Origin of the sequence: Clostridium sp. KNHs214 (assembly GCF_000744935.1) — a bacterium.
Taxonomy (GTDB): Bacteria; Bacillota; Clostridia; order Clostridiales; family Clostridiaceae; genus Haloimpatiens.
In genome coordinates this window covers 395,756-414,523 of the sequence record NZ_JQMW01000013.1, presented here as the reverse complement: position 1 = coordinate 414,523, position 18,768 = coordinate 395,756, and the positions used below count along the sequence as shown (strand labels likewise).

The following is an 18,768-nucleotide window of genomic DNA, read 5'->3' as shown; positions in this document are numbered from 1 at the left end:
AGTGCTAGGGTTTCAGAGGGCTAGAGTGCTAGAAGTTAGTGGGATAGTTGGCTAGTGTGTCAGTGTTATAGTTATTTAGAGAAATTAACTTCGTTTGTAGAATTATTGAAAGAGTTAAATAAAATAAAAATTAAATGAAAATAATGGGCTGTCGCACTAAGAATAAATTCTACAACATATTGTGTTAATTTTAAACTTGCAAAACAATATATTGTATATAAATTCCTTAATGCGACAGCCCCTTTCTATAATGTTTTGAATTTTTTTCAATGAAATAAATAAAAAATATCATCTTACAAACATACAAATGTTTTGCCGTTGATTAAGTTAATAATTAATCACTACTTTTCTATTGTCGTTTAATCAAATTATAAATAGAATCAACAGCGTATTTAATTTCTTCAAATGTATTAAAATGGCTAAAACTAAAGCGTACAGTACCTCTTGGAAAAGTGCCTAGAGTTTTGTGGGCAGATGGAGCACAGTGAAGTCCGCATCTAGTCATAATATTAAAATCGCTGTTTAAAATGTGAGAAACTTCACCATTATCTAAATTAGTAAAATCTAAAGAGACCACTGCAGTTCTTCCCTCTATGTTTTGTTTTCCTATTAAGTTTATTCCATTTATATTTTTAATTTCATTTATAAATTTTTTTGTGAGTTCCAGCTCTTTTTCTTTTATAGATTTTATTCCTGTATTTTCTATATATTTAAGTGCAGCATTTAGGCCAAAAATCCCAGGTAAATTCATAGTACCGCTTTCAAATTTATCTGGCATATAATCTGGTTGAGATTCGGATTCGGATAGACTTCCAGTACCGCCTTCTATAAGGGGTGCAGTTATAGCATTAAGTCTATCATTTATTAAAAAACCACCTATTCCTTGAGGACCCATAAGTCCTTTGTGTCCAGTGAAAGCTATGGCATCAGCATTCAACTTTTTAAAGTCCACATCTAAAAATCCTGCAGTTTGAGCAGAATCTATAATAAAAAATAAATTATGTTTCTTGCAAAGCTTACCTACCATTTCCAAAGGAAGAATAGTACCACAAACGTTAGAAGCATGAGTCATTATTACCGCTTTGGTATTGGGTGTAATTAAATTTTCTATTTCATTTAATCTTAAATTTCCCTCATTATCGCAGGGAATCCTAGAAAAACTAACACCTAATTTGCAAAGAGAAGTGATAGGTCGCATTACAGCATTGTGTTCCATAGAAGAAACTATTATGTGATCACCAGGTTTAATAAAGCCTTTTATTAGTACATTTAAACTCTCAGTTATATTTTTAGTAAATATAACGTTTTCTTCAATAGAAAAATTAAATAATTTACATATAAGTTCTCTGGTTTCAAATAGAGTATTTTCAGCGGTATAAGCAGTAGAATAAGCGCCTCTATTTACATTACATCCGATATTAAGTATGTAATTATATATGCTGTCAGCTACTTGTTTTGGTTTTGGAAATGAAGTAGCAGCATTATCTAAGTATAAATTATTCATTTGAAATCCTCCTAATAAAATCTTTTGTCAATGCTTAAAATGATTATCTCACAAAGAGTATTACATTACTTGAATTATGAAATTTCTTAAATCCACCGCATTGTACCTTTTGTGGTTTAATCTTAAAATATATATTTGTAAAAATATAAATATTATATGACAAAAATAAAAGTATATATTAAGTTTAACATAAAGTAGCATTTAAAATTATTATACAAATTAATTTTATAATAATTGTTCAATAGAAAATCACAATAGATAGTCTTAAATACATAGAAATAAACTATTTAACTTATGTTTATAGAATTGTTACAATCAAGATGGCAATGATTATGTAATTAATATGATAATTTAAAAAATTAAGGAGGGATAACATGTCAGGTAAAAAAGGCATAATATTTGCTGGAGCAGTAGTGGGAATACTTTCAGCAATATTAGTAAAGTTCGGAAACCCTGGTAATATGGGAGTGTGTATAGCTTGTTTCATAAGAGACATAGCAGGAGCTGTAGGACTACATAGAGCACCGGTAGTTCAGTATATAAGGCCAGAAGTTATAGGTATTGTACTAGGTGCTTTTTTAATGGCTATGGGAAGTAAGGAGTTTAGTACTAGAGGGGGCTCTTCTCCATTTATAAGATTTGTTTTGGGATTTATAGTAATGGTAGGAGCTTTAATGTTTTTAGGATGCCCTTTAAGAATGGTGTTAAGACTTGCTGGAGGAGATTTAAATGCTATATTTGGAATAGCAGGATTTGCTGTTGGTATAGCAGTTGGTATATTCTTCTTAAATAAAGGGTTTACTCTAAAGAGAAATTATAAATTATCAAATTTTGAAGGATATTTATTTCCAGTGGTAAATGTAGCATTATTAGGTTTATTATTTACAGCACCAGCAGTTATATTCTTCAGTAAGAAAGCACCAGGTTCGTTACATGCACCAATATGGTTAGCTTTAGGGGCTGGATTAATTGTAGGAATTTTGGCTCAAAAAACAAGACTTTGTATGGTTGGCGGTATAAGAGATTTAATAATGTTTAAAGATAGTTATTTATTAACAGGATTCCTATCTATATTTGTATTTACTTTAATAGGAAACTTAATATTTGGACAAGTTAAATTTGGATTTTTAAAACAACCAGTAGCACATAATGACGCTTTATGGAACTTTTTAGGAATGGTATTAGCAGGATGGGGTTCAGTACTTTTAGGAGGATGTCCTTTAAGACAGTTGATTTTATCTGCTGAAGGAAATATAGATTCAGTAATGGCAGTATTAGGAATGTTGGTTGGAGCGGCTTTCTGCCATAACTTCTCATTGGCTTCAAGTGGAAAGGGACCTACTCCAAATGGTAAAATTGCAGTAATCATAGGATTTGTAGTAGTTCTTGCAGTGTCTTATTTTAATATGGAAAAATCCATGAATTTTAAGGCAAAAGGAGATGTGAGTGTAAATGCAGATTGATGCTAGAGGAATGTCATGTCCACAACCAGTTTTAATGGCTAAAAAAGGAATAGAACAAAGCCCTAAAGGAATAGAAATAATTGTGGATAACAATACAGCTAAGGGAAACGTTGAAAGATTCCTAAAAAATGCTGGATATAATGTTGATGTAAAAGAAAAGCAAGATGATTTTGTAATTACAGCGAGGAAATAATTTATGAAATATATTGCAGTATTTTTTACTCATTCGGGAGCAGTAAAATACAATAGATTTTTAGTTAAAAGTGGAATGTGTAGTGAAATGATGCCTGTACCAAGAAAGTTAAGTTCTAACTGTGGCATAGGTGTAAAGTTTAGTTATGAAGGGGATATAAGTTCTATAGTAACTGAAGAAATAGAAAAGATATTTTTAATGGAAGATAATACTCATAAAGAAATATATTCTTGTGAATAACTTCAATGTAATATTAAATTGAAGTAAAAAAATTAAATTTTGCTTTTCACTTTATAAAAATAAATAATAAATTGAGGATAAGTTAAATATGAACTTATCCTTAATTTATTTTATCTTAAATTTATTTACAAAGATGGCTAGAAAGTTATGCTTAATTTATGTTAGTAATAATATTATTATTTAAGCCATTTACTAAAGTGACTATATGTAATAAAATTATTTGTTGTAGTGAAAACTTAAAAAGCTACAAAATAAGAAACATAAGAAATATACAGAAGTAAGGGGAGAAATTAAAATTATGAAGGTTTTAATAACTACATTAACAGGAGCTATAATAGGGTATATTACTAACTGGTTAGCAATAAAAATGCTTTTTAGGCCTTATGAAGAAAAGAAATTTTTAGGATTTAAAATACCTTTTACTCCGGGATTAATACCTAAGGAAAAAAGCAGAATAGCTAAAAGTGTAGGGCAAGCTATAGGAAATCACTTGCTTACAAAGGAAACCATGGTTAAATCTTTATGCAGTGAAAAAATCAATAAAAAATTAGAAAAATGGGTATTTAATAAAGTAGAAAGCTTAAAAGACTCAGAAAATACATTAGGTGAATTAGTTGAAGAGTTTTCAGATGGAAAGCTGCAGGAAATATGTAATTATTTAAGTGTGAGTTTAAATCAATATATATTAAATAGTATAAGAAATGAAAAATCTAAAAATGCTATGGTTAAATATATAGGAGATTACATAGAAGAAAATTTAAATAAAAGTACAGAGGTTTTAACGGAAAGTAGCATTTATAATAGAATAAGTGAAAAAATATTATCTGCAGCTTTGGAATATAAAAACAATGATAAAATAGGGGAAAAATTAAACAATGTACTAATGGAAGAATTGAAAAACTTAGAAGGTGGCTCTAAAAAGATAAAAGATATTATTCCTCAAAGTGCAATAAATAATTTAAAAGTATATTTGTATAATAGAAAAGATAATATTAGTGATTCAATAGGAGAAATATTAAATAGCGAAAAAGCTCAAATAAAAATAAAAGAGATAATTGAAGAGGCTATAAGTAAAAATTTAAATCCTATGATAGCTATGTTTTTAAATAAGGAATCGCTACATGAAAAGGCTATGGTTATTTTAAATGATTTTATGGAAAAGGAAGAGAATAAGCAAGAAGTTATAGTGCTTTTAGGAGAGATAGTAGATAAAATATTAGAAAAGGATGTAAGTGATATACTTGTAAATTCTTCTGAGGAAGGGAAAGAGGAGACTGTAAGAGTTATAGGAAGTTTAATTTGTGATAAATTTGTAACAGAAGAAAATATAAGGTCTTTAGAGAAGACATTTAAAGATAAAATTAACGGTAATAATAATATAAGAAATATAGTTATTAAATTGAATAAAGAATATAGTGAACATTTGAACAAATTTATCCACAAAAAAATAGAAGAATTTCTATCTGGAAAGGTTTTCTGTGGAAAACTTCAGAATATTGTTGAAAATTTTATAAAGTCTATTTTCCATAAAGCATTGAAGGATATATTCAAGGGCCATGAGGATACTATTACACAATATTCTTATCATATGACAAAAAATCTTTATAACAAATTTATTGAAAAAGAAGCAGAATCAGTTATAGAAGCATTAGATATAGCTGCCATAACTGAAGAAAGGATAAACTCCTTTGATGTGGCATTTGCAGAAAAGATAATTTTGGAAATAGCTAACAAAGAACTTAGTGCAATTACTTGGCTAGGAGGACTTTTAGGAGGAATTATGGGATTAGTTTCATCACTAATTGCATCACTGTAAGAATATATTGTGAAGCAAGTGCCATAAGAAAAATCGGTCTTTAAGTTCACAATAAATATATTTTTTAGACTGTTCGCAATACGCCAAGAAATTCTAATGTTTTCAAATTTCAATACCCTAAAGCTTTCAAACTCGCTTCTAACGGCGCTCAAACATGAAAGCTTCTTAACGGATATTGAAATTTGAAAACAAAGAATTTCTAAGGCTAGCTCAATAGTCTAAAAAACTATATTTATTGTTACCTTAAAGACAGATTTTTCAGTTCATGCGTACATTGCTTCTGGGGGAGACGGCCTACTAAAGGATGATTTTCCTCCGCTGCGCTACTGAAAATCTTTAATTTATAAATGATAAAGCGCTCATAATATTTTTTTAGGCGGAGCCTTTCGTTTAGTCCTTAGTCATCAAATGTTTTTTAATACTAGGTTATAGTTTCTAGATGTTAAAATTTGTTGTTATAATACATATTTATGTTTCTTAACCTATATGCCGATCATTCATTATAAATCAACAGGCTCACGCCAAAAAAACTTTTAAGTGTTAAACTTCTGACTGATAAATAATTGCTTGTCAAAATAAAGCACTAAATAAGGCCTAATATATTTTGCCGTGGCATTGATTTATATATAAGAAGATTGTGTACTTATAAACTTTAATAATTCTTTTTTATACTTCTTTAAAACCAAACTTTTTATACAAATTATAGGCTGGTTTATTATCAATATCCACATCTAAAATTATTTCCTTTATATTATTAAAGTACATATCATTTATGCACTTAGATAATAGCGCTGAGCAACTTCTTTACTCTGATAGTTTGGAGATACATGTAAAGAGTAAATGTGTAATAACCACTCATCCTTTACTATGCCTATTAAAATACCTATTGCCTCATTTTGGTCATGTGCAATTATGATATATCTTCTTGAGAAATCACCCAAAAGCCCCTTTTAAATATACTATTAATTACCATTGCGTCGCAAAAAAGAAAATTGTGAACTATCAACTATAGGTTGTACTTGCTTTATTTTTTGAATCTATTTTAAAAGTATCTCTTTATATAAAAATATATGTTTCATTATATGCCCAATATCGCCTTCTCCAGCAAATTTTGAAATGTCAAAGAAGTTCTGATTTATTTCTATCCATTCTAAATCATTTTCATCTCCATATACAGAAACTTCTTTATTTACACGCCCAACATATACTTCGACCTTAATACTGGGTAAATAATATGTAAAATCCATCAAGTGTGTTAGTGTAATATCATTTTGGGAAATGCCAGTTTCTTCTTCTAATTCACGATAAGCCGCACTTAATCCATCCTCTCCACTTTTAATCTTTCCTCCGACTAAATTGTACAGGCCTTTATATGGGTTCTTTCTTCTTTTACACATAAGAATATTTCTGCACATACTATCAAATGTAGCGATTACATTAAATTCTATATCCATTAATTATCCTCCGTCATTTGAATTAAATTTACTTTGCCTTAATTTACAGTTATGACACTATAAAAGAAAATTACAAACTAATTCTATTTTATCTTGGTTACAAATATATTGTTATTTTTAAAGTATATTAGTATGGTTGAACCAGAAGCAAAAAGGATTTCATGAGATAAAGTCTGTTCATCTACTGGCAAAAATTCATCATAACCCCAATCATCAAATCCTCTTCTAGCTGCCCAACCTTCTATTTCTTCATAATTTACGCAAAACTGTTTAATACACTTATAGGTTATTTTAAATGTATTTACACTATCCGTAACATATATATCTAATGATATAGGATTTTTAAACCCATACTCCTTATGTGTTAATACTATATTCTTTATTTGAAAGTCATGAAAACCATGATTACTCAAATATGTTCTTAAAAACTTTTGGGAAAGCCTAACCTTAATTAAATCAAATATTTCAGAGTATGCTTTGTTATTCTTATCCCATTCAAAGTCTGCTTCATCACGTTCCTTTTGAGAATCACTATTTATCTTTGACCATAATTCATTAGTAAAATATCTCACACAATTAAACCTCCCAAATTCGTAGTTTTTACAATTATTAATTAACTTATTTTACAATTATATCATACTTTTAGGCGAAATTATCATAAAAGCGTTTACTGCTTTATTGTTTACTCTACGCTTAAAGTTGAATTCTATACTTTGTTTTTCACGAGTCTTTTATTGGGCGATAGCCGTATTAAATACTAAAGCTAAGATTTATACAAATAACTGCCTTACGGTAAAATGAATTAAATTTTAGTTACTATTTTATTTTGGCAAGTATCATATAACTTTTCGAAAGGCTACGCCTAAAAAATATTATGAGCGCTTTTCTATTTATAAATTAAAGGTTTTCTAAATAAAATGAAGAAAAATTATCCTTTAGTAGGCTATTCTTTCCCCGTGACGATATATGCATGCTCTGAAAAATCTGCTTTTAATGGAGTTATAAAATTGAAATTTGGGACTATTGAACTAGCTTTAGAACTTCTTTGTTTTGAAATTTAAAGCCCCGTTAAGAAGCCTTCATTGCTTGAGCGAGGAACGAGTGAGTTTGAAGGCTTTAGGGGATTTAAATTTCAAAACATTTAGGAGTTCTCAGCGTACTGTTCACAATCCAAAATTTCAATTTTATCACGGAATTAAAAGCAGATTTTTCCTAGGGAATTCCATCACAATATTCCTATTTTGAAATAGCTGTAAAGTAGTGTATAATTGTATTAATATTTAAAGGGTGAGGGTGATAAGTGTGGAAAAGTCAAAGGTTTACTTTATGGATTTGAGGACAAAGTCTGGGAGAAATTTAATAGACAAGTTTAACAGTTTATTAATACAGGCAGGTATAAAGGATATAGATTTTAAGGATAAATTTACAGCTATTAAGATACATTTTGGGGAGCCAGGAAACTTAGCCTATATAAGACCTAATTATGCTGCTGAAGTAGTTAAATTAATAAAGGAACTAGGTGGAAAACCTTTTTTAACAGATTCAAATACACTTTATACTGGTAAAAGGGCAAATGCATTAGATCATTTAGAAACTGCTTATACACATGGATTTAATCCTTTAACTGTAGGATGTCATATTATAATAGCAGACGGTATAAAGGGAAGTAGTTATAGAGAAGTAGAAATAAACGGAAAACATTGCAAGACTGCAAAGATAGGAACGGCTATAGCGGATTCAGATATAGTTATTTCTATGAATCACTTTAAAGGACATGATATGACAGGATTTGGAGGGGCTCTTAAGAATCTTGGAATGGGTTCTGGTTCAAGGGGGGGTAAAATGGAAATGCATTCAGCCTCCAAACCATGGATTAAGAAAGAGGAGTGTGTTGCTTGTAGGTCATGTATAAAACATTGTCCAGTTGTGGCAATAACTCTTGATGATAATAAGAGTGCAGATATAAATTATGATAAATGTATAGGCTGTGGTCAATGTGTTGCAGTATGTAAATTTGATGCAGCATTAGTAAAATGGGATGAGGCTGCAGATATTGCTAATGAAAAGATAGCGGAATATGCATTGGCTGTGGTTAAAGATAAACCTAATTTTCATATAAATTTTATAATGAATGTGTCACCAAATTGTGATTGTTGGGCGCATAATGATGTGCCAATAGTGCCGGATATAGGTATTGCAGCTTCTTTTGATCCTGTAGCTTTAGATATGGCTTCTGTGGATATGGTAAATAATTCTCCAGTGGCAAAGGGAAGTGAATTGGAGGAAAAACATATACATGAAGGTGAAGATAAGTTTAATGGATTATATGTAAATACTGATTGGAAATGTAGTGTAGAACATGGTGAAGATATAGGGTTGGGAAATAGAAATTATGAGTTAATAGTAATTAATTAAAATTAAAATTAATATAATTAAAGTGTAAAACTATAAAAATTCCACTTGTACTATAAAAAATTATATTAATTTAAACGTCTTTAATTTTGTTATGCATTATATATGCTTAAATCAATACTAAAATTTATTTACGTTGAAATTAATTAATTTAATATAATTTCATGGCACAGGTTGTAAAAATTCATAATTATGATAAAAAAATCATAATATGATTTTGTAAACATAAGGAAAGAAACTTTTTTATGTATAGTTAATAGAATAAATATTAGATAAACTGAGGAGGAAAGTAATGATCTTTGATTCACATGCCCATTATGATGACGAATCTTTTGATGAAGATAGAGAACAAGTTATAAGGGAACTTGAAAAAAATAATATTATTGGTGTTTTAAATTGTGGAGCATCTATACAAGGGGCTAGGGATTCAGTTAAATTAGCTGATAAATATGACTTTTTTTACGCTGCTGTAGGAATCCATCCAGAATATGCAGATAAATTGAATGAAAATATTTTAGATGAATTGAGAGAGCTAGCTAAGAATCCTAAAGTAAAAGCTATAGGAGAAATAGGATTAGATTATTACTATGAAGAAAATCCTGAAAAGCAAGTCCAAAAAGATGCTTTTATAAAGCAGATGAAATTAGCTAAGGAATTGGAATTGCCTGTAGTTATACATGATAGGGACGCTCATAGGGATACACTAGAAATAATTAGAAAATTTCCAGAAGTGAGGGGAGTTGTACACTGTTTTTCAGGAAGTCCAGAGTTTGCAGAAGAATGCTTAAAGTTAGGATACTATATAGGATGTACTGGTGTAGTGACTTTTAAGAACGCTAAAAAAATCATAGAGGTATTAAAAACCGTTCCTATGGATAGAATATTAGTTGAGACTGATTGCCCATATATGGCTCCTGTTCCTTATAGAGGGAAAAGAAATAGATCTGATTATATTAAATTTGTAATAGAAAAGATATCTGAGATTAAGGATATATCAACAGAAGATATAGAACAAGTTACAATAAAAAATACAAAAAGCTTGTTTAAAATATAAATTTAGTGTAAAATATATTTAATATTATCTATATGGAATAAAAAGGTAACTATTTTTCATGCTTTAGCTATTATTATTTTAATAATTTTATATATATTTTATGCATGGGATGCATTGGTTAATATGACAAAAGGCATAGGAATTTGACAAAATATGCGAAAACCTATATAATAAATTTTGTCTATGCCAAAGGGAGGTAGTTTACTATGAAACAGAAAGCAAGGGACCTATCTAATAAAAGCTTTGCTAAGGGTCCAGTAGCTGTACTAGTAGTAATCCTGTTATTTATAGGAGTGACGTTAGGGATTGCTACCATAAAAAAGACAGTTTCAGTAGTAATTGACGGAAAAGAGCAAAAAATAGTTACCTATAGAAGTGACTTAAAGCGAATTCTAGCAGACAATAATATACGGATAGAGAATAAAGACAAAATCAATGTAAGTTTAGGCAGTGAAGTAAAAGACGGAGATAAGATACAAATAAAGAAGGCAGTAAAAGTTAAGGTTGATGTAGATGGAAAGACTTTATCTATAGTAACAGCTGAAGATACTGTTGAGGATATGCTAGATGAAGAAGGCATTAAGGTAAAAAAAGAAGATGCCGTAAAACCATCTATGGATGACAAAATTACTAATGGAATGAATATTTCTATCACAAGAGTTACTTCTAAACTTGTTAAAGAAAATCAGGCATTGGATTTTACTACAGTGGTAAAAAAAGACAATAACCTAGAAGAAGGAAAAAAGAAAGTTATTCAGGCAGGACAAAAAGGTGAAAAAATTATAGCCACAAGAGTAGTATATGAAGATGGAAAGGAAGTTTCTCGCAGGGTAGTAAGTGAGAGTGTAACTAAAAAACCAGTTCAACAAATGGTTGCAGTAGGAACCATGGGGGTTGTAAGACCATCACGTGGAGGTGGAAGTTCAAATTCAAGTTTGAATTTCAGAAAAGTTATCAGAATGAAGGCTACTGCGTACACTGCTAGCGAAGCCTGTACTGGGAAAGGTTCAGGTGACCCATATCAAGGAATAACAGCTACAGGAACAAGAGCAATAAGAAATCCTAGTGGTTATAGTACTATAGCCGTAGATCCAAGAGTTATACCTTTAGGAACAAAGGTTTATGTAGAGGGTTATGGTCTTGCCATAGCTGAGGACGTAGGCGGTGCTATAAAAGGAAATATAATAGATGTATTTTTAAATACAAATTCCCAAGCAAACAGCTGGGGGGTAAGATGGGTCAATGTATACATTCTAAAATAGTTAAAAAGGAGCTATATAGCTCCTTTTTTTCATTGACACATTGACATATGTAATAAAAAGAAAGAAAATATTATTTGAAAAGAATTTTTTGGAGGAGTTATTATGATTAAAGAAGTTATTGTGGTGGAAGGAAGAGATGATATTACTGCAGTAAAAATGGCTGTGGATGCAGAAGTTATAGCTGTAGGAGGCTTTGGTATAAATAAAAGAGTAATAGATAAAATAAAAGAAGCACAGAAGAGACAAGGCGTTATAGTTTTTACAGACCCAGATTTTGCAGGAGAAAAAATTAGAAAAATAATATCTAAGAGGGTACCAGGTATAAAGCATGCATACATATCAAAAATAGATGGAACTAAAGACGGGGACATAGGTGTTGAAAATGCATGTCCAGAAATCATAAGAAAAGCCTTAGAACAGGCTAAATGTGAACAAAAAGAAAAAATACAGGAGTTCACTATAGAAGATATGCTTTATTTTAAATTAAGTGGATATAATAATTCAAAGGATAGAAGAGAGAGGTTAGGAAGAGAATTAGGCATAGGTTATGGCAATGCTAACCAATTTTTATCAAGATTAAATAACTATGGTATATCTAAAGAAGAATTTGTAAAAGCCATAGAAAGAATTGATGAGGAGACTAAGGATGGAAAACTTTAAGACTAAAAATATAGTAGATAAATATGGATTTAAGTTTAGTAAAAGCTTAGGGCAAAATTTTTTAATTGATGATACTGTTCTTTATGATATAGTTAACGGAGCAGAAGTAGGAGAGAATGATTTAGTAATAGAAATAGGACCAGGAGTGGGAACATTAACAAGGGTTTTATTAGAGAAAGCTAAAAAAGTATGCTCTGTAGAATTAGATTCCAGGCTTATACCTATACTTTCAGAGGAGCTAAAAGAATATTCAAATTTTCAACTGATACATGAAGATGCTCTAAAGGTTGATTTTAATAAAATAATTGGAGAAGAAAAGAGTGTAAAGGTTGTAGCAAATTTGCCTTATTATGTGACTACTCCAATAATATCTAATTTAATTATGGGAGGATATAATTTTAAGTCACTAACTATAATGATACAAAAGGAAGTAGCAGAGAGATTGGATGCAAAGCCTGGATGTAAGGAGTATGGAGCTCTTACATTATTAGTTCAGTATTTTTGTAATACTAAGATTTTACGAAAGGTATCCCCAGGATGTTTTATACCGAGCCCTAAAGTGGATTCTATGGTAATAAGACTAGATAGAACAGAAACCCCTAAAGTTTATGTGGAGGATGAAAAGTTATTTTTTAGAGTAGTTAGGGATGCTTTTAGTATGAGAAGGAAAACCTTGTGGAATGGACTTAAAAATATGGGTTTAGATAAGGAAAAGTTGCAAAATGCTTTTGATAAAGCAAACATAGATCCAAAAAGAAGAGGGGAAACTTTAAGTATAGAGGAATTTGCCAATTTAGCTAATGAAATATATAAGTTAAGTAAATAATTTAATAAGTAGGTTCACTTTTCGAAAAGTCTCACATATATTATAATGAATAATATCAATGGGGGGACTAATTTTGGCTTCTAAAAAAAGTTATAGTAGATATTTTATCATACTCCAAGAAGATGAAAGAGGCTTTGGATTATCTTCAGGTAAAACTCCTACAGGATACGCTAAAATAGAAATAAAGAATTCAAAGTGCAAAATATCCTATTACGTTCAAAATCTAAAGCCTGATGATAAGTACTCTATGCTGCTTATATGTGGTAAAAGGGGATGTAGGAACTTAATAAATATAGGCAATATAAATTTAGACGAACAGGGTAGAGCTGATGTGAGTTATGAGTATGATGAAGAGAATATAGGAGGAAGTAACACATCAGTAGACAAGGTTATAGGGGCTTCCATAGCTAGAATAATGGATAATAACGTTATATCTCTTATGAGTGGATTTATTACTACAGATATACCCAAGGACTGGAAAACTTATAGCATTATAAATATAAACGATAAAAGGGATTTAGGTAACATATTTGAAAGCTACGAAGAAGAAATTGAGAAAAACAAGCAAACAGTAAAGGATGATGTTAAAGAATCTAAGGTTGTATCTAGCTCAGATAAAGAAGAGAAAAATATATCTGTAAATAAGGTTCTAGAAGAATTAGGGAAAAAAGAAAATACTAAAGACACTATAAATAGAGATGAAACTAAAGAAGATAAAGTTAGCAAAGATAGTAAGAAAAAGGAGCAATATGATAAAGAAAAATTAGAGGTTAATAAAGAAGAATTAAAAATTAATAAGGAAAAATTAGAAATTAATAAGGAAGAAAGAAATACAGAGCACATGGAAGAAAAATCTGAGAAGATTAAAGATACAGAAGAAATTAAAGAAGAAAATAAAAAAGAAATGAATGAAGATAGAGAAGAAAATATAGATGAATACAAAGAAGAATTCAGAAAAAATAAATGTCATATGGATTCTATGGAAATGTTTTTTGAAAATTTAGGTGAAGGTTTCGAAAAGTATGTGGACATTTTCCCTAAAATACAAAAAAGCGTTTGGTATAAAATAGATGTAGAAGATATAAACAATATGTGTGATATGTCCGACTACCAAAAGTATGTAGTTATGCATTATCCTATGATAAATTACTATCCTTATATAAAAGAATATAAACATTATTTAGTTGGGTATAAGTATGATGAAAATTGTAAGATTAAATATATAATGTATGCAATACCAGGAAATAAATCTCCAAATTGCCAGCCATTCAAGGGGAAAACAGGCTTTGTAACTTGGATGAAGAGTTGTAACTTAGATAAAAATCAAGGATACTGGATAATGTTTTATGATTTTAAAAACTATAACATATTGATACCTATAAAGAAAAATAAGTAATATAGAAAAAAATATGCGCATATAGTACTATTGTATGAATTATATGCGGGGGTAAGTTAATGATAAAGGTCATAAAGGTAAATAGAAAAAGAGTTGGAATATCTTTAATTTTAATAGGGCTTATGTTTATTTTAGTGGTTTTTCAAAAAAATTTATATGGGAAACTTAAGTTTACAGCATTAATTCATAATGATATAAAAGCATTGAAAGAATACTATATGCTTGATAATACGTATCTTTATAAACTTCCTGAAAATTGGAATACCAGAATAAGAAAATTTACTGGTAATGAGATAATATATCATAATGAATTTGTTTCAGAGGATAACGTTATACGGGGAGTAGTTCAAGCTTGGAATATAAATATGAATTTAGAGAAATTTTTAAAAAGTAGCGAGCAAATATCATCAAAGCAAAATATCATAGAGAACTATAAGATGCAACCTATAGATTTAGGTGGTAATAAAGGATACGAAGTAACATATTCTATAGTGGATAAAGAAAAGAATATATATAAGTCCTTTGAATATTTTATTCCTAAGAAAGATGGATTTGTGAGATTTTCTTTCTTTGTAAATGAAGCTAATTTTAAAGAGAGTATGCTTCAGGTTTTTAGAACAATAGTGAATACTTTTCAGAGCGTAGATATGCATAAAACATTTGATTAAATTTAAGTAAAGTATTATAATTTATATAATAGAAAAAAGAGAAGCTTAAACTTCTCTAAAATTAGAGAAGTTTAAGCTTCTCTTTATTTTATTTAATAGGAGGGTGACAATATGAAACCTGTATTATTTGAGGTGTTTGGCATAAAAGTATATGGCTATGGCACCATGATAGCTATAGGAATATTAGCAGCAATTATACTATTGAATTATAGAGTTAAAAAAAGAGGATATAATGAAGATAAGATAAGTAATATGGCTATTATAGCAATAATATCAGGTGTATTAGGTGGAAAAATATTGTTTATAATTACTGAATTTAAGAATATTTTAGAAGATCCATCTATACTTAAGGATTTACAGTATGGCTTTGTTATATACGGTGCAATATTAGGGGGAGCCTTAGGTGTTTATCTTTATAGTAGAAAAAATAAATGGAGAATATTAGACGTATTTGATTTAGTAATACCAACTATACCATTAGCCCAAGGTTTTGGAAGAATAGGATGTTTTTTAGCAGGCTGTTGCTATGGAAAAGTTACAAATAGTTGCCTCGGTGTGGAATTTAAGAATTCGGATTTTGCACCAATAGGAGTACATTTACATCCAACTCAAATATACTCTTCAATTTTCGATTTTGCCCTTTGTGCTTTTTTATTATGGTATGATAAGAAAAATGAAAAAGAAGGAAGAGTTTTTTCCATGTATTTTATATTATATGGAATTGGTAGATTTTTAGTGGAATTCTTAAGAGATGATCCTAGGGGAACAGTGGGATTGCTTTCCACATCACAATTTATTAGTATAGTTATGATTATAGCTGCAATTTTAGTTTTTAATATAGATAAGTTATTTAATAAATATAGTAGCAGGAGGAAATAACAGTGGTTAAATTTTGCAGAAAGTTTTTAGTAGCCATTATAGTATTAGCATTGCCTTTTGTTTTTATTGGATGTAATAAGATAGATAAGCTAAAAGTAAAAATGGGATTAATGAATGAAGATTTTCAATATATAAAGGATGGAAGAATTAATAAAATAGTAATTCAAAGTACTAGAGATAAGGGATTTAGATTTATGGTTGAAGATAAGAAGGCCATAAGTGATATGTATGATATTTTATCTTCAGCAAAGAAGGTAAATACTAAAACCACATTGAATCCAGATTACATATTTGAAATGTATGAAAATGATGAAAGTGTGCATCAATTTAAATATATAGTAGGTGTAGATAAAAAAAGTGGTGGTGGAAATCTATATGACGAGGAAAATAATATATATATAGTTTCTGGAAGACTTGATAATGATATAATAAAGAATTTTTGGAATATAAGGGTTCCAGAAAAGTTTTCTGAGGTATACTATGGTTCATTAATTCAAGTAATGAAAAAGTACACTGGAAGTTATAGTCCTAACTCAACTATTGGGATAAAGCTAAATGATGATGTGGAGGCTAGAAAGTTTTTATTATCTTCAGATATAGAGCAATTTAAAGAAGATATAAAAAAACAAAAAATAAATGCGGAAATAATAGAAGATAAAAACAAAAAATACGATATAGTTATGAATATAAGTACTGAAGGTTATAAGGCTTTTCTTTACAAGGGAATAGTAGAATTTGTGGATAATACTAAAAACCAAAATAAAAAGTACTATATATGGAATGAATATGATAAAGGCAATTGGGAAATAAGGATTTTCCCAGATAAGGCACCAGTAATAAAGGATAAACAGTTTTAAACCAGATGAAAATCTGGTTTTTTGCTTTTTGAGGAAATAAAATGTGGTATATATGGTTTAAAAGGGACTTTATAAATTTATTAAGATGTGCATTAATTGATATAAATATTAAATTTATTTGAAGAGAACTTTATAAGTATATGGGCAAATAAGTTTATATTCAAGTTATTTTATGCTAAAATGATTAAAATAGTGTTTTATGGGAGGAATAGTATGAGCAAGAAAAAGAAAGTTATTCTATGGCTTATACCTGTTGTAATTATAGGTGTTTTAATTTACATAGGAACTGTTAATAAGAACAGAAATAAGCATAACAAGGTTAAAACAGCAAAAGTAAGTACAGGAAATTTGGAGGCATACTTATCTACTAGTGGAAAAATAAGATCCAAAAGTTTAAAGGAGTATTTTGGAGTTCAAGGAAAGGTTAAGGGGGTTAATGTAAAAGTAGGGCAAAAGGTTAAAAAAGGAGATGTACTTATAACCTACGATGTTCCAGATTTGAATTCAGCTGTGAGGCAGGCAGAAATTCAATATGATAATGCGGTTCTTCAAAGAAAAGATTTAATAGCGCAAAGAGATGAAAATAAAAGGACTAAATTAGATATTGATAATGAAATAGCTAAGTTAGAGGAAAGCAACAATCTTCAAAATATGAAAACTATTGAAGAGTTGAAGAGTGCCAAAAGCAAAATTCAAGATATTTCAGATGAAAAAGTTAAGCAGGCAGAAAATGCAGTTGAACTTGCTAAATTAGGTCTAGATGGTGCAAAAGAAAATAAAAGTAAAAGTAAAGGTAGTATAGTGTGTGAGAAGGATGGCATAGTTACAGCTTTAAATGTAAAAGAGGGAGCTATGGATAGTGGAGCACAGCCAGTGGTAGTGGTTCAAGATGTTACAGATTTAGAAGTGGTTATGTCTTTAAATAAGTATGACTCCTCTAGGGTAAAATCTGGACAAGAAGCTTTAATAATAAGTGGAGGGAATAAGTACAAAGGCAAAATATCATCTATTGATCCAGTGGCAAAAGAGGAGGTATCTGCTGCGGGAAAAGAAACTTCTCTTGGAGTCTATTTAGACATATTAGATAAAAGTGATAATTTAAAAGTGGGATTTGATGTAGATGTTGATATATTGGTGGAAAAGGCACAGGGAGTTTTAAAGGTACCAGCAGAAGCTATAAAACTAGACAAAAAAGGAACTAGCTACGTATATGTGATAAAAGATGGAAAGGCGGAAGAAAGAAAAGTTAAAGTAGGTATTCAATCTGATACACAAACAGAGATTTTAAGTGGATTAAGCAAGGAAGAAAAAGTCATATTGAATCCTAATGAATCTATTAAAAATGGTGTTTTGGTAGAGGAAGCTTAGGAGGGATACTATGTTAGAGGTAAAAAATATAGTTAAAACATATGTTACAGGTGAATTAGAGTTTACAGCTTTAAAAAGTATAAACTTAAAAATCCAAAAGGGAGAATTCACTTCTATTATGGGCCCTTCAGGCTCTGGAAAATCCACGTTTATGAATATACTTGGATGTCTAGATAATCAATATGAAGGTGAATATATATTAAATGGAAAGGATATATCAGACTTAAAAGATGATGATTTAGCTCATATAAGAAATAAGGATATAGGCTTTGTTTTTCAAGCATTTAATCTGCTTCCTAGAATGACATTGCTAGAAAATGTAGAACTGCCTATGATATATGCAGGAATACCTCTTAAGGAGCGAAAAAGAAAAGCAATAGAGGCACTGGAAAGGGTAGGATTAGGAGATAGAATTAAACACAAATCTAATGAAATATCAGGTGGGCAAAAACAAAGAGTAGCCATAGCAAGGGCTATAGTAAATAATCCTAAAGTAATAATGGCAGATGAACCTACTGGGAACTTAGATACTAAGTCTTCTGTAGAAATAATGAAGATATTTCAGGATTTAAATGAAGAAGGTGCTACAGTTGTGATGGTTACCCATGAAGAAGATATTGCAAGATATACTAAAAGAATTGTTAAATTTACAGATGGAGAAATAATTTTAGATAAACCAGTGGAAAATAGGATGATTTTATAAAGAAATTCATGGT

18 protein-coding genes and 1 pseudogene are annotated in these 18,768 nt (G+C 29.6%); 15 read left to right on the top strand and 4 right to left on the bottom strand.

Features of this window, described 5'->3' with window-relative positions; all coding sequences use genetic code 11:
• Positions 1–349 precede the first annotated feature (349 nt).
• Positions 350–1,504 (bottom strand): aminotransferase class V-fold PLP-dependent enzyme, encoded by a 1,155-nt coding sequence (locus tag CC89_RS17400; RefSeq protein ID WP_035294332.1) that lies wholly within the window; start codon positions 1,502–1,504, stop codon positions 350–352.
• A gap of 374 nt (positions 1,505–1,878) precedes the next feature.
• On the opposite strand from CC89_RS17400, the gene yedE reads away from it, so the two are divergent.
• From yedE to CC89_RS17380, 4 genes are all read left to right on the top strand, one after another.
• Positions 1,879–2,967: a YedE family putative selenium transporter gene (gene yedE / locus CC89_RS17395; RefSeq protein ID WP_035294330.1), complete on the top strand. Its 1,089-nt coding sequence runs from the start codon at positions 1,879–1,881 to the stop codon at positions 2,965–2,967.
• Positions 2,957–3,160 (top strand): sulfurtransferase TusA family protein, encoded by a 204-nt coding sequence (locus CC89_RS17390; RefSeq protein ID WP_035294328.1) that lies wholly within the window; start codon positions 2,957–2,959, stop codon positions 3,158–3,160. Before yedE ends, CC89_RS17390 begins: the two co-directional genes overlap by 11 nt.
• Before the next feature lie 3 nt (positions 3,161–3,163).
• Positions 3,164–3,400, top strand: coding sequence for a putative Se/S carrier protein (locus CC89_RS17385; RefSeq protein WP_035294326.1), 237 nt, complete (start codon positions 3,164–3,166; stop codon positions 3,398–3,400).
• Between the two features lie 298 nt (positions 3,401–3,698).
• Positions 3,699–5,216: a DUF445 family protein gene (locus tag CC89_RS17380; protein ID WP_035294323.1), complete on the top strand. Its 1,518-nt coding sequence runs from the start codon at positions 3,699–3,701 to the stop codon at positions 5,214–5,216.
• A 666-nt stretch (positions 5,217–5,882) separates the two neighbouring features.
• On the opposite strand, the pseudogene CC89_RS21465 reads toward CC89_RS17380, so the two are convergent.
• From CC89_RS21465 to CC89_RS17365, 3 genes and pseudogenes are all read right to left on the bottom strand, one after another.
• A pseudogene (locus CC89_RS21465) lies at positions 5,883–6,157 on the bottom strand (GNAT family N-acetyltransferase).
• Between the two features lie 96 nt (positions 6,158–6,253).
• Positions 6,254–6,670, bottom strand: a complete 417-nt coding sequence (locus CC89_RS17370) for an NUDIX hydrolase (RefSeq protein WP_035294321.1) — start codon at positions 6,668–6,670, stop codon at positions 6,254–6,256.
• An 83-nt stretch (positions 6,671–6,753) separates the two neighbouring features.
• Positions 6,754–7,242, bottom strand: coding sequence for a hypothetical protein (locus CC89_RS17365; protein ID WP_035294319.1), 489 nt, complete (start codon positions 7,240–7,242; stop codon positions 6,754–6,756).
• 730 nt (positions 7,243–7,972) lie between these two features.
• On the opposite strand from CC89_RS17365, the gene CC89_RS17360 reads away from it, so the two are divergent.
• The 11 genes from CC89_RS17360 to CC89_RS17310 all read left to right on the top strand — a co-directional run bounded on the left by CC89_RS17360 (position 7,973) and on the right by CC89_RS17310 (position 18,755).
• Positions 7,973–9,085: a DUF362 domain-containing protein gene (locus CC89_RS17360; protein ID WP_035294317.1), complete on the top strand. Its 1,113-nt coding sequence runs from the start codon at positions 7,973–7,975 to the stop codon at positions 9,083–9,085.
• A 289-nt stretch (positions 9,086–9,374) separates the two neighbouring features.
• Entirely contained in the window at positions 9,375–10,136 is a 762-nt protein-coding gene (locus CC89_RS17355) for a TatD family hydrolase (protein WP_035294316.1), read from the top strand.
• A 206-nt stretch (positions 10,137–10,342) separates the two neighbouring features.
• The gene (locus CC89_RS17350) at positions 10,343–11,398 is read left to right on the top strand and encodes a resuscitation-promoting factor (RefSeq protein WP_035294314.1); all 1,056 of its coding nucleotides are present in this window, start codon (positions 10,343–10,345) and stop codon (positions 11,396–11,398) included.
• 102 nt (positions 11,399–11,500) lie between these two features.
• Entirely contained in the window at positions 11,501–12,058 is a 558-nt protein-coding gene (gene rnmV, locus CC89_RS17345; RefSeq protein ID WP_035294312.1) for a ribonuclease M5, read from the top strand.
• A complete protein-coding gene (gene rsmA / locus CC89_RS17340; RefSeq protein ID WP_035294310.1) occupies positions 12,045–12,884 on the top strand; it encodes a 16S rRNA (adenine(1518)-N(6)/adenine(1519)-N(6))-dimethyltransferase RsmA in 840 nt (279 codons plus the stop codon). The genes rnmV and rsmA overlap by 14 nt, the downstream gene beginning before the upstream one ends.
• A 73-nt stretch (positions 12,885–12,957) precedes the next feature.
• Complete coding sequence (locus CC89_RS17335) at positions 12,958–14,280, top strand: hypothetical protein (protein ID WP_035294308.1); 1,323 nt, start codon at positions 12,958–12,960, stop codon at positions 14,278–14,280.
• 59 nt (positions 14,281–14,339) lie between these two features.
• Positions 14,340–14,948 (top strand): hypothetical protein, encoded by a 609-nt coding sequence (locus tag CC89_RS17330; RefSeq protein ID WP_051931950.1) that lies wholly within the window; start codon positions 14,340–14,342, stop codon positions 14,946–14,948.
• A gap of 111 nt (positions 14,949–15,059) precedes the next feature.
• Positions 15,060–15,827: a prolipoprotein diacylglyceryl transferase gene (locus tag CC89_RS17325; protein ID WP_035294307.1), complete on the top strand. Its 768-nt coding sequence runs from the start codon at positions 15,060–15,062 to the stop codon at positions 15,825–15,827.
• Between the two features lie 2 nt (positions 15,828–15,829).
• Entirely contained in the window at positions 15,830–16,684 is an 855-nt protein-coding gene (locus tag CC89_RS17320; RefSeq protein ID WP_035294305.1) for a YhfM domain-containing protein, read from the top strand.
• Between the two features lie 213 nt (positions 16,685–16,897).
• The gene (locus tag CC89_RS17315) at positions 16,898–18,052 is read left to right on the top strand and encodes an efflux RND transporter periplasmic adaptor subunit (RefSeq protein ID WP_035294303.1); all 1,155 of its coding nucleotides are present in this window, start codon (positions 16,898–16,900) and stop codon (positions 18,050–18,052) included.
• Between the two features lie 10 nt (positions 18,053–18,062).
• Positions 18,063–18,755 carry an ABC transporter ATP-binding protein gene (locus CC89_RS17310; protein WP_035294302.1) on the top strand — a complete coding sequence of 231 codons (693 nt, stop codon included), beginning with the start codon at positions 18,063–18,065 and terminating at the stop codon, positions 18,753–18,755.
• The last annotated feature ends 13 nt before the right edge of the window (positions 18,756–18,768 follow it).

What these genes read in the sequence shown, in the direction of transcription:
- CC89_RS17355 (WP_035294316.1), top strand. Translation starts at nt 9,375, where the DNA reads ATGATCTTTGATTCACATGCCCATTATGATGACGAATCTTTTGATGAA.
- CC89_RS17385 (WP_035294326.1), top strand. Translation starts at nt 3,164, where the DNA reads ATGAAATATATTGCAGTATTTTTTACTCATTCGGGAGCAGTAAAATAC.
- CC89_RS17380 (WP_035294323.1), top strand. Translation starts at nt 3,699, where the DNA reads ATGAAGGTTTTAATAACTACATTAACAGGAGCTATAATAGGGTATATT.
- CC89_RS17400 (WP_035294332.1), bottom strand. Translation starts at nt 1,504, where the DNA reads ATGAATAATTTATACTTAGATAATGCTGCTACTTCATTTCCAAAACCA.
- CC89_RS17370 (WP_035294321.1), bottom strand. Translation starts at nt 6,670, where the DNA reads ATGGATATAGAATTTAATGTAATCGCTACATTTGATAGTATGTGCAGA.
- yedE (WP_035294330.1), top strand. Translation starts at nt 1,879, where the DNA reads ATGTCAGGTAAAAAAGGCATAATATTTGCTGGAGCAGTAGTGGGAATA.
- CC89_RS17315 (WP_035294303.1), top strand. Translation starts at nt 16,898, where the DNA reads ATGAGCAAGAAAAAGAAAGTTATTCTATGGCTTATACCTGTTGTAATT.
- CC89_RS17330 (WP_051931950.1), top strand. Translation starts at nt 14,340, where the DNA reads ATGATAAAGGTCATAAAGGTAAATAGAAAAAGAGTTGGAATATCTTTA.
- rnmV (WP_035294312.1), top strand. Translation starts at nt 11,501, where the DNA reads ATGATTAAAGAAGTTATTGTGGTGGAAGGAAGAGATGATATTACTGCA.
- CC89_RS17350 (WP_035294314.1), top strand. Translation starts at nt 10,343, where the DNA reads ATGAAACAGAAAGCAAGGGACCTATCTAATAAAAGCTTTGCTAAGGGT.
- CC89_RS17390 (WP_035294328.1), top strand. Translation starts at nt 2,957, where the DNA reads ATGCAGATTGATGCTAGAGGAATGTCATGTCCACAACCAGTTTTAATG.
- CC89_RS17310 (WP_035294302.1), top strand. Translation starts at nt 18,063, where the DNA reads ATGTTAGAGGTAAAAAATATAGTTAAAACATATGTTACAGGTGAATTA.
- CC89_RS17325 (WP_035294307.1), top strand. Translation starts at nt 15,060, where the DNA reads ATGAAACCTGTATTATTTGAGGTGTTTGGCATAAAAGTATATGGCTAT.
- rsmA (WP_035294310.1), top strand. Translation starts at nt 12,045, where the DNA reads ATGGAAAACTTTAAGACTAAAAATATAGTAGATAAATATGGATTTAAG.